This is a genomic window from Nocardia sp. NPDC004860 (assembly GCF_040609015.1).
Taxonomy (GTDB): Bacteria; Actinomycetota; Actinomycetes; order Mycobacteriales; family Mycobacteriaceae; genus Nocardia.
Genome location: NZ_JBEXJI010000001.1, coordinates 22,160 through 37,020 on the forward strand (window position 1 = coordinate 22,160; position 14,861 = coordinate 37,020).

The 14,861-nt window shown below is 68.5% G+C and carries 14 protein-coding genes; 3 read left to right on the top strand and 11 right to left on the bottom strand.

Annotated features, from left to right (window positions below; translation table 11 throughout):
- Nucleotides 1-19: 19 nt before the first annotated feature.
- Together ABZV44_RS00140 and ABZV44_RS00145 are read right to left on the bottom strand one after the other, a co-directional pair.
- Nucleotides 20-1,816 (bottom strand): acetyl/propionyl/methylcrotonyl-CoA carboxylase subunit alpha, encoded by a 1,797-nt coding sequence (locus ABZV44_RS00140; protein WP_354830124.1) that lies wholly within the window; start codon nucleotides 1,814-1,816, stop codon nucleotides 20-22.
- A 200-nt stretch (nucleotides 1,817-2,016) separates the two neighbouring features.
- Nucleotides 2,017-2,916, bottom strand: coding sequence for a sulfurtransferase (locus tag ABZV44_RS00145; protein ID WP_354830126.1), 900 nt, complete (start codon nucleotides 2,914-2,916; stop codon nucleotides 2,017-2,019).
- A 165-nt stretch (nucleotides 2,917-3,081) separates the two neighbouring features.
- Here ABZV44_RS00145 and ABZV44_RS00150 point away from each other — a divergent pair, with 165 nt between their 5' ends.
- Nucleotides 3,082-3,885, top strand: a complete 804-nt coding sequence (locus ABZV44_RS00150) for a transcriptional regulator (protein WP_354830128.1) — start codon at nucleotides 3,082-3,084, stop codon at nucleotides 3,883-3,885.
- Here ABZV44_RS00150 and ABZV44_RS00155 read toward each other — a convergent pair.
- The 6 genes from ABZV44_RS00155 to ABZV44_RS00180 all read right to left on the bottom strand — a co-directional run bounded on the left by ABZV44_RS00155 (nucleotide 3,829) and on the right by ABZV44_RS00180 (nucleotide 10,140).
- Nucleotides 3,829-4,470, bottom strand: a complete 642-nt coding sequence (locus ABZV44_RS00155) for a Maf family protein (protein ID WP_354830130.1) — start codon at nucleotides 4,468-4,470, stop codon at nucleotides 3,829-3,831. The genes ABZV44_RS00150 and ABZV44_RS00155 overlap by 57 nt on opposite strands.
- A gap of 6 nt (nucleotides 4,471-4,476) precedes the next feature.
- Nucleotides 4,477-4,794 carry an acyl-CoA carboxylase subunit epsilon gene (locus ABZV44_RS00160; protein ID WP_354831571.1) on the bottom strand — a complete coding sequence of 106 codons (318 nt, stop codon included), beginning with the start codon at nucleotides 4,792-4,794 and terminating at the stop codon, nucleotides 4,477-4,479.
- A gap of 214 nt (nucleotides 4,795-5,008) precedes the next feature.
- The gene (locus tag ABZV44_RS00165; protein WP_354830132.1) at nucleotides 5,009-6,646 is read right to left on the bottom strand and encodes an acyl-CoA carboxylase subunit beta; all 1,638 of its coding nucleotides are present in this window, start codon (nucleotides 6,644-6,646) and stop codon (nucleotides 5,009-5,011) included.
- 246 nt (nucleotides 6,647-6,892) lie between these two features.
- Nucleotides 6,893-8,071 carry a beta-propeller fold lactonase family protein gene (locus tag ABZV44_RS00170; protein ID WP_354830133.1) on the bottom strand — a complete coding sequence of 393 codons (1,179 nt, stop codon included), beginning with the start codon at nucleotides 8,069-8,071 and terminating at the stop codon, nucleotides 6,893-6,895.
- 174 nt (nucleotides 8,072-8,245) lie between these two features.
- Nucleotides 8,246-9,586 (bottom strand): L-lysine 6-transaminase, encoded by a 1,341-nt coding sequence (lat, locus tag ABZV44_RS00175; RefSeq protein WP_354830135.1) that lies wholly within the window; start codon nucleotides 9,584-9,586, stop codon nucleotides 8,246-8,248.
- A gap of 101 nt (nucleotides 9,587-9,687) precedes the next feature.
- Nucleotides 9,688-10,140, bottom strand: coding sequence for an Lrp/AsnC family transcriptional regulator (locus ABZV44_RS00180; protein WP_040855781.1), 453 nt, complete (start codon nucleotides 10,138-10,140; stop codon nucleotides 9,688-9,690).
- Nucleotides 10,141-10,222: 82 nt separating this feature from the next.
- Here ABZV44_RS00180 and ABZV44_RS00185 point away from each other — a divergent pair, with 82 nt between their 5' ends.
- Entirely contained in the window at nucleotides 10,223-11,728 is a 1,506-nt protein-coding gene (locus ABZV44_RS00185) for an aldehyde dehydrogenase family protein (protein ID WP_354830137.1), read from the top strand.
- A gap of 29 nt (nucleotides 11,729-11,757) precedes the next feature.
- Here the strand turns inward: ABZV44_RS00185 and ABZV44_RS00190 are convergent, their stop codons facing one another.
- Both ABZV44_RS00190 and ABZV44_RS00195 read right to left on the bottom strand, forming a co-directional pair.
- On the bottom strand, nucleotides 11,758-12,618 hold the full coding sequence (locus ABZV44_RS00190; RefSeq protein WP_354830139.1) for an SDR family oxidoreductase: 861 nt from the start codon (nucleotides 12,616-12,618) through the stop codon (nucleotides 11,758-11,760).
- Nucleotides 12,615-13,574: a patatin-like phospholipase family protein gene (locus tag ABZV44_RS00195; protein ID WP_354830140.1), complete on the bottom strand. Its 960-nt coding sequence runs from the start codon at nucleotides 13,572-13,574 to the stop codon at nucleotides 12,615-12,617. Before ABZV44_RS00195 ends, ABZV44_RS00190 begins: the two co-directional genes overlap by 4 nt.
- 69 nt (nucleotides 13,575-13,643) lie before the next feature.
- Between ABZV44_RS00195 and ABZV44_RS00200 the strand changes: the two genes are divergently transcribed.
- Nucleotides 13,644-14,252: a TetR/AcrR family transcriptional regulator gene (locus ABZV44_RS00200; protein ID WP_354830142.1), complete on the top strand. Its 609-nt coding sequence runs from the start codon at nucleotides 13,644-13,646 to the stop codon at nucleotides 14,250-14,252.
- A gap of 4 nt (nucleotides 14,253-14,256) precedes the next feature.
- Here the strand turns inward: ABZV44_RS00200 and ABZV44_RS00205 are convergent, their stop codons facing one another.
- The gene (locus tag ABZV44_RS00205) at nucleotides 14,257-14,802 is read right to left on the bottom strand and encodes a histidine phosphatase family protein (protein ID WP_354830143.1); all 546 of its coding nucleotides are present in this window, start codon (nucleotides 14,800-14,802) and stop codon (nucleotides 14,257-14,259) included.
- Between the last annotated feature and the right edge of the window lie 59 nt (nucleotides 14,803-14,861).

Below are 14,861 nucleotides of genomic sequence, written 5' to 3' on the forward strand. Positions count from 1 at the left end.
TGATGCGAATGGTGTTGCGCTACTTGATCTCGGCCAGGACAGTGCCCTGGGTGATGGCGGCGCCCGCCTCCACCGAGAGACCCGTGATGACACCGGCCTTGTGGGCGGTGACCGGGTTCTCCATCTTCATGGCCTCGAGCACGACCACCAGGTCGCCCGCCTCGACGGACTGTCCCTCTTCGACCGCGACCTTGACGACGGTGCCCTGCATCGGGGCGGTCACGGCATCACCGGAGGCGGCACCGGCGCCCGCGCCACCGCGCTTGCGCGGCTTCGGCTTCTTGCGCACCGCACCACCCACGCCATTGCCGGAAGCGGCCGTGCCGACCGAGAACTGACCCGGCAGCGACACCTCGAGGCGACGGCCGCCGACCTCGACGACCACCTTCTGGCGCGGCGCCTCGTCCTCGTCCTCGATGGGCTGGGCACCGGCGTAGGGCTCGATGTGGTTGTCCCACTCGTTCTCGATCCACTTGGTGTAGACGTCGAACTTGGTGCCGTTACCGACGAACGCCGGGTTCTCGACAATGTGGCGGTGGAACGGGATGACCGTGGCCAGGCCCTCGATCTGGTACTCGTCGAGCGCGCGGGCGGCACGCTGCAGCGCCTGCTCGCGGTTCTCGCCGGTGACGATCAGCTTGGCGAGCATGGAGTCGAACTGGCCGCCGATGACCGAGCCCTCGACCACACCGGAATCGACACGCACGCCCGGGCCCGCGGGCTCCTTGTACACGACGACCGGGCCGGGGGCGGGCAGGAAGCCGCGACCGGCATCCTCACCGTTGATGCGGAACTCGAAGGAGTGCCCGCGCGGGGCCGGGTCCTCCTTGATGGACAGCTCGTGGCCCTCGGCGATGCGGAACTGCTGGCGCACCAGGTCGATGCCCGCGGTCTCCTCGGTGACCGGGTGCTCGACCTGCAGGCGGGTGTTCACCTCGAGGAACGAGACGGTCTCGCCCTGCACCAGGTACTCCACGGTGCCGGCGCCGTAGTAGCCGGCCTCCTTGCAGATCCGCTTGGCGGACTCGTGGATCTTGGAGCGCACCTCGTCGGACAGGAACGGCGCGGGGGCCTCCTCGACGAGCTTCTGGAAGCGACGCTGCAGCGAGCAGTCACGGGTGCCGGCGACCACGACATTGCCGTGCTTGTCGGCGATGACCTGCGCCTCGACGTGGCGGGCCTTGTCCAGGTACTGCTCCACGAAGCATTCGCCGCGACCGAAGGCGGCGATGGCCTCACGGGTGGCGGACTCGAACAGCTCGGGGATCTCCTCGATGGTGTGCGCGACCTTCATGCCGCGACCGCCACCACCGAAGGCGGCCTTGATGGCCACCGGAACGCCGAACTCCTTGGCGAACGCCACCACCTCGTCGGCGTTCTTGACCGGGTCCTTGGTGCCCGCGGCCATCGGCGCGTTGGCGCGCTCGGCGATGTGGCGGGCGGTGACCTTGTCACCCAGGTCGCGGATCGACTGCGGCGAGGGGCCGATCCAGATCAGCCCGGCGTCGATCACGGCCTGCGCGAAATCGGCGTTCTCGGAGAGGAAGCCGTATCCGGGGTGGATGGCGTCCGCGCCGGCCTTGGCGGCGGCGTCGAGGATCTTGTCGAACACCAGGTACGACTCGGCCGAGGTCTGGCCGCCCAGGGCGAAGGCCTCGTCGGCGAGCTTGACGAACGGCGCATCGGCGTCCGGTTCGGCGTATACGGCCACACTGGCGATACCGGCGTCCTTGGCGGCCCGGATCACGCGCACGGCGATCTCGCCTCGGTTGGCTACGAGGACCTTTGTGATCTGCGCGTTGGCATGGTTGGGCACTGAGCCTCCTGTGCTCTGGATACTTTCGTCTGTCGGCAGTGTAGGCATCGTGCCAACAATCACCGAACCGAGGATAGGGCTACCGAAGAGTAGGCCCGAAGAGTGAGCAATGCGACTCTTCGAACGGTCTTTTTTAGAACCTGTTCTACCAGACTCTCCCGCGACCTTCCCCTGTGCATACCCCGGGAGGGGCGCGGGCGTTACGAGCTTGCCACGACCGCGGGCGGCTCGCCGGGTTCTTCGCCGATCACGATGGGCGCGCCGACCGCGTTGGCCCACTCGGTCCAGGAGCCGTCGTAGTTGCGCACACCGGGCACGCCCAGCAGATATGTCAGCACGAACCAGGTCAGCGCGGAGCGTTCGCCGACCCGCGAGTAGACCAGCGGCGCGACGCCGGTGACCACCGCGCCGTAGATGACATCGAGCTCGGCCCGCGGCCGGAAGCGGGCGTCCGCGCCGACCGAGGAGGTCCACGGAATATTGACCGCGGTGGGAATGTGGCCCGCGCGCAGCGCCTGTTCCTCGGGGCGATCGAGAACGACCAGCTCCCCGGTGTACTCGTCGAACCCGCGCGCATCGATGAGCGGGCCGCCGAAGTGCGCGAGCACGTCCTGACGGAACGCGCGGGCGGACTTGTCATCACGGTCGGCCACCGGATAATCGCCCAGCCCCGACGCGGGCACCTCGAAGGTGGTGTCGCGCGCCTCGGAGATCCAGGCGTCGCGGCCGCCGTCCAGCAGGCGCACGTCCTCGTGTCCGAAGAGGGAGAACACCCACAGGGTGGCGGCCGCGGTGCCGTTGGACTTGTCGCCGTAGATGACCACGGTGTCGTCGCGCTCGATGCCCTTGACCCGCATCAGGTCGGCGAAGGCCGCGCCGTCGACGACGTCACGGGTGCGGGGATCGATCAGCTCGGTGCGCCAGTCGATCTTGATGGCGCCGGGCACATGCCCGATGTCGTATAGCAATATGTCTTCGTTGGACTCGATGATCTTGAGTCCCGGCGTGCCGATGTTTGCCGATAGCCACTCTGTGGTTACTAGTCGGTGAGGATGTGCGTAGGAGCCGAATGAGTGATGCGGATCCGGAGCGACGGGCACGTTGTGGTCCTTCACGCGTGGTGGGTTAGGTATTGGCGGTTCGAATCTCGACACCGATCGTAGGCATGTGGCGGTTACGTAACTCGTTTCAGATCACGAATCGGATGATTGAGCGAATTAAGCGCAGCTTCATCCGATAAAGTCTCTCGAGAGGAGGGGTGAGCTATGTCCGATTCTTGGCCGCGACGGCGACTGCTTGCGATCCTACGTGGCGCCAGCGAGCCTCTCGACGCCCAGGAACTGGCGCGCGTCACCGGACAACATGTGACAACGGTGCGTTTTCATTTGGACGTCCTAACCCGGGAATCGCTGGTCCGCCAATTTCAGCAGCCGCCGCGCGGCCGCGGTCGCCCGCGCATCGGCTATACCGCTGTACAGCGATCGGTGGGTTATCAGGAATTGGCGCAGGTGCTCGCCGATCAGCTGGGCAGCGATCCGCGCCGCCGCTCCGAGGCCGCCATCGCGGCCGGGCGCGCCTGGGGCTCGAAACTGGAAGCGGCGGACCAGCCCGTCGAAACGCTGGAAGACGCCAAGGACCTCACCGTCACCCTGATGTCGGAGCTCGGCTTCGCCCCCGAACGCGACCAGGCCGGCGAGACCGAAGAGTCGGCCCTGATCCGCATGACCGCCTGCCCGCTACGCGAACTGGCCCGCACCCACTCCGAGGTGGTGTGCGGCGTGCACCTGGGACTCATGCGAGAAGTACTGGACCGCAACGGCGGCCGCGAGAGCGTGACCGTGCGCCTACACCCGTTCGTGGAACCCGAACTGTGTGTCGCCCGTCTGGAACTACTGCAGGGGCGCCCCGGCGAGGCCGGGCGCGAGGAGGGTCGGGCCGAGTCCGGCGAGCCTCGGCTAGCGCCCTCGACCGGCCGTATCGCACCACAACTGCGGACCGCCACCGAACCGCAGCTACGCGCGGCGACCGACCCACAGCTGCGCAATACCGACGCCTACTTCGGCCAGTAGCCGGCGCACGAGCGGCAGGCCGATACCGATCACACTCGACGGATCACCGTCGATCTTGTCCACGAACCAGCCGCCCAGGCCGTCCAGGGTGAAGGATCCGGCCACCTGCAGCGGCTCCCCCGTCGCGATGTACGCGTCGAGTTCATCGGGTTCGGGCTTGGCGAAATGCACCGTGGTGGAACTACAGTCGGCCGCCTCGGCGGTGACCTCACCGGCACGCAGCCGCAGCACGCAGTGCCCGGTGAGCAGATCGGCGCTCCGCCCGGCCATCTCGGCCCAGCGCGCGCGGGCGGCCTCGGGGGTCAGGGGTTTGCCCTGGAGTACGCCGTCCACGAGCAGCATCGAATCGCAGCCCACCACAACGGAATCGGCGAAGGTGGGATCGGCCGCCAGCTGACCGGCGATCTCACGCGCCTTGGCGCGGGCCAGTTCGATGACGACACGATCGGGTGCGGTATCCGCGGGCAGCGCCGCGGCCACCGCGTCCTCGTCCACATGGGACACCCGGACGACCGGCTCGACGCCTGCATTGCGCAGGACGCCGAGCCGGGCCGGAGATTGAGACGCTAGTACGAAGACGGTCACAGGCCGTCAGTCGCGCCGGTGCGACAGCGCCGGAAAAGCGTAGGGCGAGAAGGGCGAAGAGCCACGGTGCATCAGGGTCGGCACACCCCAGTTGTCGGCCGGGCCGGTCTCGGCCGGTGCGGCCGCGGCGCTCGCGGACGCGGCGGCGAACACGGTGAGCAGGGCGGCGAGCTCGAGGTCGGTCGGGTTGCCCTTCAGGACCCGGATGACCGGGTCGGTGCTCGACGGTGCGACCTCGGTGACGGCCGTGTCGACGGCGTCCGCCAGTTCATCGACGGTTGCTAGATCCAGTTCGGCGGCGCGCAGTACTTCTTCATCGGCCATGGTCGTCACAGCGCCAGTCCTCCTGTCCGTTCGCCGCAGGGTGTGCGGCGCGTTCGTGGCCCGTGTTTGTCCGGGCCGCAAACGGTATTCGTTACAACCCTCGACGGCGAGGGCCATTCCTGAACATCTTCGCTCGGATGAGGCGATCGTGCGCGGTACGAGACCTTTGTCCCATTCGACAGTGTGCGCCCCACACACCGCGCATATCGCATTATCAGAGCGGAATGTTGCCGTGCTTCTTCGGCGGCAGGGACACCATCTTGCGTTCCAGCAGCCGCAGCGCCGACACGATCTGGCCGCGGGTGTGCGAGGGCGGGATGACCGCGTCGACGTAGCCGCGCTCGGCCGCCACGTACGGGTTCACCAGGGTGTCCTCGTACTCGTTCTGCAGCTCCAGGCGCAGCGCGTCGACGTCGTTGCCCTCGGCGGCCGCGGTCTGCAGCTGCTTGCGGTAGACGAAACCGACGGCGCCCGAGGCGCCCATGACGGCGATCTGCGCGGTCGGCCACGCCAGGTTCACGTCGGCGCCCATGTGCTTGGAACCCATGACGTCGTAGGCGCCGCCGTAAGCCTTGCGGGTGATGATTGTGATCTTGCCCACAGTGGCCTCACCGTAGGCATAGAGCAGCTTGGCGCCGCGCCGGATGATGCCGTTGTACTCCTGGCCGGTGCCGGGCAGGAAGCCGGGCACGTCGACCAGGGTGATGATCGGGACGTTGAAGGCGTCACAGGTGCGCACGAAGCGCGCGGCCTTCTCCGAGGCGTCGATGTCGAGGCAGCCCGCGAACTGGGAGGGCTGGTTGGCGACGAAACCGACACTGCGGCCGTCGATCCGGGCGAAGCCGACGATCACGTTCATCGCGCGCTCGGCCTGGACCTCGAGGAACTCCTCGTCGTCCACCAGGCGCTTGATGACCTCGTGCATGTCGTAGGGCTGGTTCGGCGAGTCCGGGACGATGGTGTCCAGCTCGAGGTCGGCCTCGGTGAGGTTCTCCTCGATGGCGCCCGCGGCGGCGGTGGCCGGGAAGCGCGGGGCCTCGGCGCGGTTGTTGCTGGGCAGGTAGCTCAGCAGGTCGCGGACGTAGTCCAGGGCGTCCTGCTCGCCGGAGGCGACGTAGTGCGCCACACCGGACTTCACCATGTGGGTGTGGGCGCCGCCCAGCTCCTCCATGGTGACCTCTTCACCGGTGACGGTCTTGATGACGTCGGGACCGGTGACGAACATCTGCGAGGTCTGGTCGACCATGACCACGAAGTCGGTCAGCGCGGGCGAGTAGACGTGACCGCCGGCGGCCGGACCCATGATCAGCGAGATCTGCGGGATGACACCCGAGGCCTGGATGTTGCGGTGGAAGATCTCACCGTAGAGGCCCAGGGAGACGACGCCTTCCTGGATGCGCGCGCCGGCGCCCTCGTTGATGCCGATCAGCGGGCGGCCGGTCTTGAGCGCCAGGTCCATGACCTTGACGATCTTCTCGCCGTAGACCTCACCGAGGGAACCACCGAAGACGGTGACGTCCTGGGAGAAGATGCAGACGTCGCGGCCGTCGATGGTGCCGTAGCCGGTGACCACGCCGTCGCCCAGCGGACGCTGGTTCTCCAGACCGAAGTTCACGCTACGGTGGCGGGCCAGGGCGTCGAGTTCGACGAACGAGCCTTCGTCCAGCAGGGCGAGGATGCGCTCGCGCGCGGTCATCTTGCCCTTGGCGTGGACCTTGTCGACCGCGGCCTCACCCATCGGGTGCTTGGCCTCTTCCAGCCGATTGCGCAGGTCAGCCAGCTTGCCGGCGGTGGTGTGGATATCAGGGGCGCCCGCCGACCCCGGCGAAGGCTGCTGCTGGACACTCGTCATGACGGGGAGTGTAACCAGTACCAGACCCCCTTCGTAATCCAGACGGGGCTACTCGCGAGTACGGTTATTGGCTACCCGCCAGTAGAAAGCCGCAGGTAGAGCGCGCGATTCGAGCGCCGCACCGGCGCGACTCGAACGCTGTTCAATAGCAAATTCCCCCAGTCATCCCGGCCCGGTTTTGGCCGGGTCCACACACCGCGGGCCGGCGGGATTCCGGCCCGCGCACGCCCCGGAAAGCCGAGGGGCTCAACGCATGACGCCGGTGTGGCCGGTCGAGTATCTGCCCGGCTGGGGCCAGATGGTGAGACCGTGCGGGCCGCGGCCGACGGGGATGCGCGCGAGCAGCTTCCACTCGACGATGTCGATGGCGTAGACCTCGCCGTTGTTACGACCGGAGACCCAGAAGACGCGGCCGTCGGCGGAGAGATTTCCCATATCCGGACTGCCGCCGCCGGGGATCCGCCACTTGCTCGCCAGCTGTCCGGTCGCGAAGTCCAGGACCGCGATGCTGCCCTCCTTGCGATTGGTGATGAGCATCCGCTTGGAGTCGCGGGTGACATAGAGACCGTGGGTGCCCGCGCCGGTCGCGATGAAGCCGGTGTTGTCGAAGGTCTTGGCGTCGAAGACGTAGATGCCGTCGGCCATCATGTCGGCCACGTAGAAGGTGCGGCCGTCGGGTGCGAGCTTGACGTCCTGCGGCATGCCGGAGCGGCCGCCGGGCAGGTCGATCATGCGCAGCAGGCGCAGGCCCGCGATGTCGACCACGGCCAGACGCCCGCCGAATTCGCAGCTGACCAAGGCGGTGCGGCCGTCGGCGGTGAAGTCCATGTGGTTGACGCCCGGGCAGTCGGGGACCGCGATGTCGTGCAGCTTCTCCCAGCTGTGCGGGTCGTAGAAGTCCAGGGAGCGGTCGGCCTCGGCGACGACGAGGGCGTACTTGCCGTCCGGGGTGAAGTACATGTTGTACGGGTCGCGGACCGGGATGGGGTCGCCCGCCTCGCCGGTGCGGGGGTCGATGGGCAGCAGGCTGCCGCTGCCGATGGGGAGATCGTTGTTGGCGTAGAGCATCTGCATGTCGTAGGCGGGGACGACGTGCTGGGGTTCGCGGCCACCGGCCGGAAAGGTGTCGATGACCTGGAAGGTGTCCGGGTCGATGACGGTGATGGTGTTGGATTCGCTGTTGGGGACGTAGACGCGGGTGGGCTGATCGGCCACGGCGGGACTGAGTTCGCGGGTGGCCGCGTAGATGTCGTCGGGCGAGAGCGGCGGCGGCATGCCGGGTAGCAGGTCCGGCGCCACCGCCGCACCGGGCGGGGTGGCCGGAGGCGCGGAAGGGCGCGGCACGGTGACCGCACCACCGCTCGAGCAACCGGCCAGCATTGCGATGGAAATGACCAGACCCAGACATGCACGGCGCGCGATCACAGGGTGCACCGTGCCATGGCGGCATTACGGTGAGCTGACATGTCGTCGAATAGTAGGCGGCGACATGGAGGTTCGCGGCGCGATCACGGAGTGTCGCTCCGCGCCACGCGGTTCGGGCAAAGGCGACTATTCAGCAAACGGGGACAACTCGGACCCTGCCGGTCGGCTTGCGGCTCAGGCCAATACGCGTCCGAGGGCGTCCACGGCCTCGTCCAGCTCCGCCTCGGTTACCGTCAGCGGCGGCCGGAAACGAATGCCACGCTCGCCGGTGCCGAGGATCAGGACGTGCTCCTGCTCGCGCAGCCGGTTCACCACCTCGTTACGCAGCTCCGGGGTCGCCAGGGTGATGGCGCACATCAGGCCGCGGCCGCGCGGATCGATGACTTCCGCATGGGCCGTGGACAATTCGGTCAGCCGGGTGAGCAGGTACGGGCCCAGCTCCCGGGCTCGGCCCACCAGATCCTCGTGCTCCAACACCTCGAAAACCCGCCGGGCCCTGACCATGTCGGCCAGATTGCCGCCCCAGGTGGAGTTCAGGCGCGAGCTGACATGGAAGACATTGTCGGGCACCTCGTCCACCCGGCCGCCGGCCATGATGCCGCAGACCTGAGTCTTCTTGCCGAAGGCCACGACATCGGGCTCGAGGCCGAGCTGCTGGTAGGCCCACACGCTGCCGGTCATGCCGACACCGGTCTGCACCTCGTCGAGGATGAACAGCGCGTCGTGCTCGTGGCACAGCTGCTGCATCGCACGCAGGAACTCCGGGCGCAGATGCCGGTCGCCACCCTCTCCCTGAATCGGCTCGGCAATGAAACACGCTATGTCGTGGGGGTTTTCGTCGAAGGCGCGGCGCGCCTGGTCGAGCGCGTGCCGCTCGGCGGCCTCGATGTCGGGATGATCGGGTCCGACATACGGGGTGTCGATGCGGGGCCAGTCGAACTTGGGGAAGCGCGCGGTCTTGACCGGGTCGGTGTTGGTGAGCGAGAGCGTGTAGCCGGTGCGGCCGTGGAAGGCTCCGGTCAGGTGCAGCACCTTGGTGCCGAGTTCACCTGGGCGCCCGTGCATTTCGTTGTGGCGCGACTTCCAGTCGAAGGCGGTCTTGAGAGCGTTCTCGACGGCGGGGCCACCGCCGTCGATGAAGAACAGATGCGGCAGCCGCGGATCACCGAGCACGCGCACGAAAGTGTCCACGAAGCGCGCCATTTCGACGGTGTAGACGTCGGAGTTGCTGGGCTTGTTGAGCGCGGCCGCGCTGAGGCCGGCCAGAAAGGGCTTGTCACCCAGCAGGGCAGGGTGGTTCATGCCCAGCGTCGAGGACGCGAAGAAGCCGAACATGTCGAGGTACGCGGTGCCGTCGCGGGCGTCCACGAGCCGGCGGCCGCGGGACTCGCGCAGGTCCAGTACCAGGTCGAAGCCGTCGGCGAGAATGCTCCCGGCGAGGATCTCATGCACCCGGGCGGGGGTGACAAGGGTAGTTTCGGCGGCCGCCCCGAGCCGATCGAGTTCGAGGGTCACGCCACCCAGCGTAAATGAACTTTTACGGCTATGCCCGTAAGTTCCGGAATTATTACGCCCGTGACCGGCGCGAAACCTGAATGTCTGCGGCCGCCGCGGCCTTACTTGTCATAGAATGTCTGCAAAATGATGGTGCTTCTCGTCCGGACGTTGGCCGTCGCTCGGATCTCCTGCAGCAGCTGCTCCAAGTGCCTGGGCGAGGCCACCCGCACCATGAGCATGTAGCTCTCATCGCCGGCGACCGAGTGACACGCTTCGATACCCGGAATGTGCTGGAGCAGTGCGGGTGCGTCATCAGGTTGAGACGGGTCGAGAGGAGTTATCGCGACGAAAGCCGACAGCATCTGGCCCAGCGCCTCGGGATCGACATTCGCCGTGTAGCCGCGAATCACGCCCCGCGCCTCGAGCCGCCGCACCCGCGACTGCACCGCGGACACCGAAAGGTTGGCCTTCTCCGCCAGATTGGACAGAGTGGCGCGACCATCGGCAATCAGCTCACGGATCAGCAGTCGATCGATGTCGTCGAGTACAAGTTTCGCCGGTGTATCCGCCATCAGCGAAGGCTAACGCAGCGAACCGAACTCGGTGCCGGAACCCAACCTGGAGCATGTAATGAGTCACGCACTGTCAGACGGGGTGACCCGTGAGCTCCGTGAGCAGACGGAGAAGTTGCTGCAACGCCTCGGTGTCGAAACGCCCCAACCGGGCGAACTCTCGGCCCGCACCCCGATCACCGGCGACGAGCTGATCACCCTGCGCGCGAGCGATTCCGCCGCGGTCGAGGCCGCCATCGCCCGCGCCGAGACCGCCTTCCGGAGCTGGCGCACGATACCGGCGCCGCAGCGGGCCGCGGTGGTGCGGCGGCTGGCGGCGCTGCTCACCGTGCACCGGGACGAGCTGGGCGAACTGGTCACCGTGGAGGCGGGCAAGATCGGCGCGGAGGCGCGCGGCGAGGTCCAGGAGATGATCGATATCTGCGAGTTCGCCATCGGGCTGTCGCGGCAGCTGTACGGGCGGACCATGCCGTCGGAGCGGCCCGGGCACCGGCTCATGGAGACGTGGCACCCGCTCGGGGTGGTCGGGGTCATCTCGGCGTTCAACTTCCCGGTCGCGGTGTGGGCCTGGAATACCGCGGTCGCGCTGGTGTGCGGGGACACCGTGGTGTGGAAGCCGTCGGAGGCGACGCCGCTGACCGCGCTGGCCTGTCACACCCTGCTGCGTAGGGCGGCGCGGGAGGTGGGCGTGGATCCCGAAGTGCACCAGCTGATCCAGGGCCCGGCGGCGATCGGTGAGCAGCTCGTGGACGATCCGCGGGTGGCGCTGGTGAGCGCGACGGGGTCGGTGCGGATGGGGCAGCAGGTCGCGCCGCGGGTGGCGGCGCGGTTCGGTCGCTGCCTGCTGGAGCTGGGCGGCAACAACGCGGCGATCGTCACCCCCTCGGCGGATCTCGACCTGGCCACGCGGGGAATCGTTTTCGCGGCGGCGGGCACCGCGGGCCAGCGGTGCACGACGCTGCGGCGGCTGATCGTGCACGTGGATGTGGCCGGGCCGCTGCTGGATCGGATCTCGGCGGCGTATCGCCAACTGCGCGTGGGTAACCCGCTCGAGGAGGGCGTTCTCGTCGGGCCGCTCATCACCGAGCGGGCCTACGACGGCATGCGGGCGGCGCTGGAGCGCGCGCTGGCCGACGGCGGTGAATTGATCTGCGGTGGTGAGCGTATCGAGGGGCCGGGCGAGAACGCCTTCTATGTCCGGCCGGCCCTGGTGCGCATGCCCGCGCAGACCGAGGTGGTCCGGGAGGAGACCTTCGCGCCGATCCTCTACGCGCTCACCTACCACCGCCTGGACACCGCCATCGAGCTGCACAACGGTGTGCCGCAGGGACTTTCGTCATCGATCTTCACCCGGGACCAGCGCGAGGCGGAACGGTTCCTGGCCGCCGACGGGTCGGACTGCGGTATCGCCAATGTCAATATCGGCACCTCGGGGGCCGAGATCGGCGGCGCATTCGGCGGCGAGAAGCAGACGGGCGGTGGCCGGGAGTCCGGGTCGGACTCCTGGAAGGCGTACATGCGCCGGGCCACCAACACCATCAATTACTCTGCCGAATTGCCGCTGGCGCAAGGTATTCGGTTCGAATAACCACCCCTCGTCCTGCCAACCGGACCCGTCTACGCCTCGGGCCGGTCTTCCTCGGCGGCAATCGCGCGCACCTGTTCCTCGTACCGGGCCCGCACCTGCTCGTCGGCCGGGTGCAGCGCCCGGTCGCCGTTGAAGAGCCTGCGCACCAGGCGGACCGCGGGCTCGGGCGCGGCGGCCAGCGCGACGTCGATCGGGCCCAGGTAGTTCGGGACGGCGACCTCGGCGCGGCGGGTGCGCACGGTCCCGAGCACGGCCTCGGCCACGTCCTCCGGGTCGACGGTCGGCATGCCACCGCCCAGCGCCAGGCCCGAGGACAGGCGGGTGCGCACGGCCGACGGCATGACGCAGCTGACGCTGACGCCGTGCGGCGCGAACTCCAGACGCGTGGCGGCCGACAGGCCCACGGCGGCGAACTTGCTGGCGTTGTAGACGGCCAGGCCCGGGATCGGGATCTTGCCGGCCAGCGAGGCGACGTTCACCACGTGGCCGTGGCCACGTTCGATCATGCCGGGGACGACGGCGCGCATGCCGTGGATGAGGCCCCAGACATTGACGTCCATGGTGGTGTGGCCCACCGCATCCGGTTCGTCGAGGAAGGCGCCCGCGGGCATCACGCCCGCATTGTTGACCAGGATGTCGACCGGACCGAAGTCGGCGACGACCTTGTCCCACCGGGTCCGGTCGCGCACGTCGAGCTCGAAGGCCATGGCGTCCAGGGCGGCCGCGGCCGTCTGCGCGGCGGCGCTGTCCACATCGGCGATGGCGACCTGCGCACCCTTGCTCGCGAAGAGCTCCGCGGTGCACCGGCCGATGCCGCGGCCCGCGCCGGTGATCAGCACGCGAGCGCCGGTCAATTCGATGGCGGGATAGCCGTTTCCGAAGATGCTCATCTGAACTCTCCCTGTTCGACCTGGCGGCGGGTGCTGCCCAGGCTGTGTTCGAAGGTGTCGAGACGGCGGCGGCCGTCCATGAAGTTGGGGCCCATGACCGCGAGATCCCCGGCCGTGGCGTCGATGCGCAGCACCCGCACGCCGCTGGCGCGCAGCAGGGCGATCTCGGCATCGAGCTTCTCGCTCATGCGGTTTCGCAGCTGGCGCTCCAGGAAGTGGCCGGGGCCGGTGACCGGCAGGCCGCCGGTGGAGGCCATCGGGGCGATCACCACGACCTCGTCGAGGCCGGCCGGGATGAGCAGGTCGGCGGACGCGGTGGAGGCCGCGCCGCCGTCGATGAACCGGCGGCCCGCGATCGGGACGGCCGGGAACCAGCCGGGCACCGCCCACGAAGCGCGCAGGGCCGCACCGAGATTCGCGTCGGGTGCGGACGGGGAGCCGAAGGCCACCCGCTCGCCGCTGGCATTGTCCATGGCCACCAGCCAGGTCGCCGGGTGCTGGACCCAGTCCCGGCCGGGGTTCAGCCGCTCGGCCAGTCGCTGGAGCCAGGCCGGGTCGCCGCCCCCCTGCGGCAGCAACCCACTGCCCGCGGTGAGCAGGGCGTGACCGTTTCCGGGACGGGCCAGCAGTTCCCGGACCGCGCGGCCGGGCGCGCCCAGGCGCGGGCGCGGCAGCGGCGGGAATCGTCCGGGCTCCGAGCGCATGTGGTCGGTGAGGATCGGGTTGGTGGCGGTGCCGCGTTGCATGGCGACCAGGTCGTCGACCCCGGTGCCGCTGCCCAGCAGGGTCAGCGCCTCCGCGCCCGCCGAGGTGCCGATCATGACGTCGGCGGTGCGCGGGTCCCAGTCGAGCACGTCCTGTACCGCGGCCAGCGCGGCGACGATCCAGGCCATGCCGACCGTGCCGCCGCACCCGATGGCCAGGCCACGTCGCTGTGGCCCGTTCCTGTTACTCATGGTTTCGCAGACTAGCAGTTTTCACATACCGTCGGTATCCCAAATCCTGGAGTACATAGAATCGTGGCCATGGCACGACTGACCAGGATCGAGAGCCAGGCGCGCACCCGCGCGGACCTGCTCGCCACCGCGCGCGAGATGTTCCTGATGGACGGATATGCCAAGACCAGCCTGGAACGGGTCGCCGAGGAGGCGGGGTACTCCAAGGGCGCGGTCTACTCGAACTTCCGGACCAAATCCGCGCTCTGCCTCGAGGTGCTGGGGCTCATTCACGAGACCAAGTTCACCGAGCTGACCGACCTGCTCGCCGGCGAGGACGACCTGGAGGCGCGGATGGAACGCTTCCAGGGCTGGGCCGAGCGCACGCTCGGCGATGTCGGCTGGACCCTGCTGGAATTCGAGTTCGCCATCGTGGCCCGCGACGACGCGGATCTACAGGCCGCGCTGGTCTCCAGCCTGAGCATGATGCGCGGCGCGGTCGCGGTTCAGCTGCAGGCGCTGGCCGACTCCATGCACCTGACCCTGCCCATGTCGGCCGAGGACGCCGCGACCACGCTGCTGAGTCTCGGCCTGGGCCTTGGCATTCAACGCGCCGTGGACCCCGGGATCTCGGCCCGCCTGATCACCGACGCCGTGCGGGCCATGCTGGCCGCCGCGCAGCGCATTCCGCAGAGCTAGCTGGTCACGAGCGGAAGTGGAGCGTCCATTCGCCCCGATAATGCAGCCGGGTGACGGTGACGGGCGGAACATCGATGCGCCAGAAGGACTTTGCGGGCGCGTCGAGGGTGACCAGCAGCGCGGCCCGGATCACCGCGGGATGTGTGACGGCAATGGTGGGTTCGCCGTCGAGGGCGATATCGGCGAGCCATTCGCCGGTGCGCTCGATGACGTCGACCACCGCCTCGCCACCGTGACCGCGGAAGCCCGGGTCGGTGAGCCACAGATAGAGGTCTTCCTTGGGCACGGACATGAGTTCGCCACCGCGCCAGGCCCCGGCGTCGAGATCGCGTAGTCGATCGTCCTCGTCGCCCGTGAGCCCCATGAGGGTGGCGGTCTCGATGGTGCGGCGCTCGGGGGCGGTGATCACCCGGGCGGCGGTCAGGCGGCCGCAGGCGGAGACCGCGCGGCGGCCCGCTTCCGTGAGGGGTTCATCGACCGGGAATCGTGCTCTGCGCATCGCCTCGGTCATACCGTGACTGACCAGGTCGAGTCGGAGCACCTTCTGCACGGTCCGAAGCCTACGCGCGGGATCTGGAGGCGTATCGCGATGCCGCGTATGACCGGGTT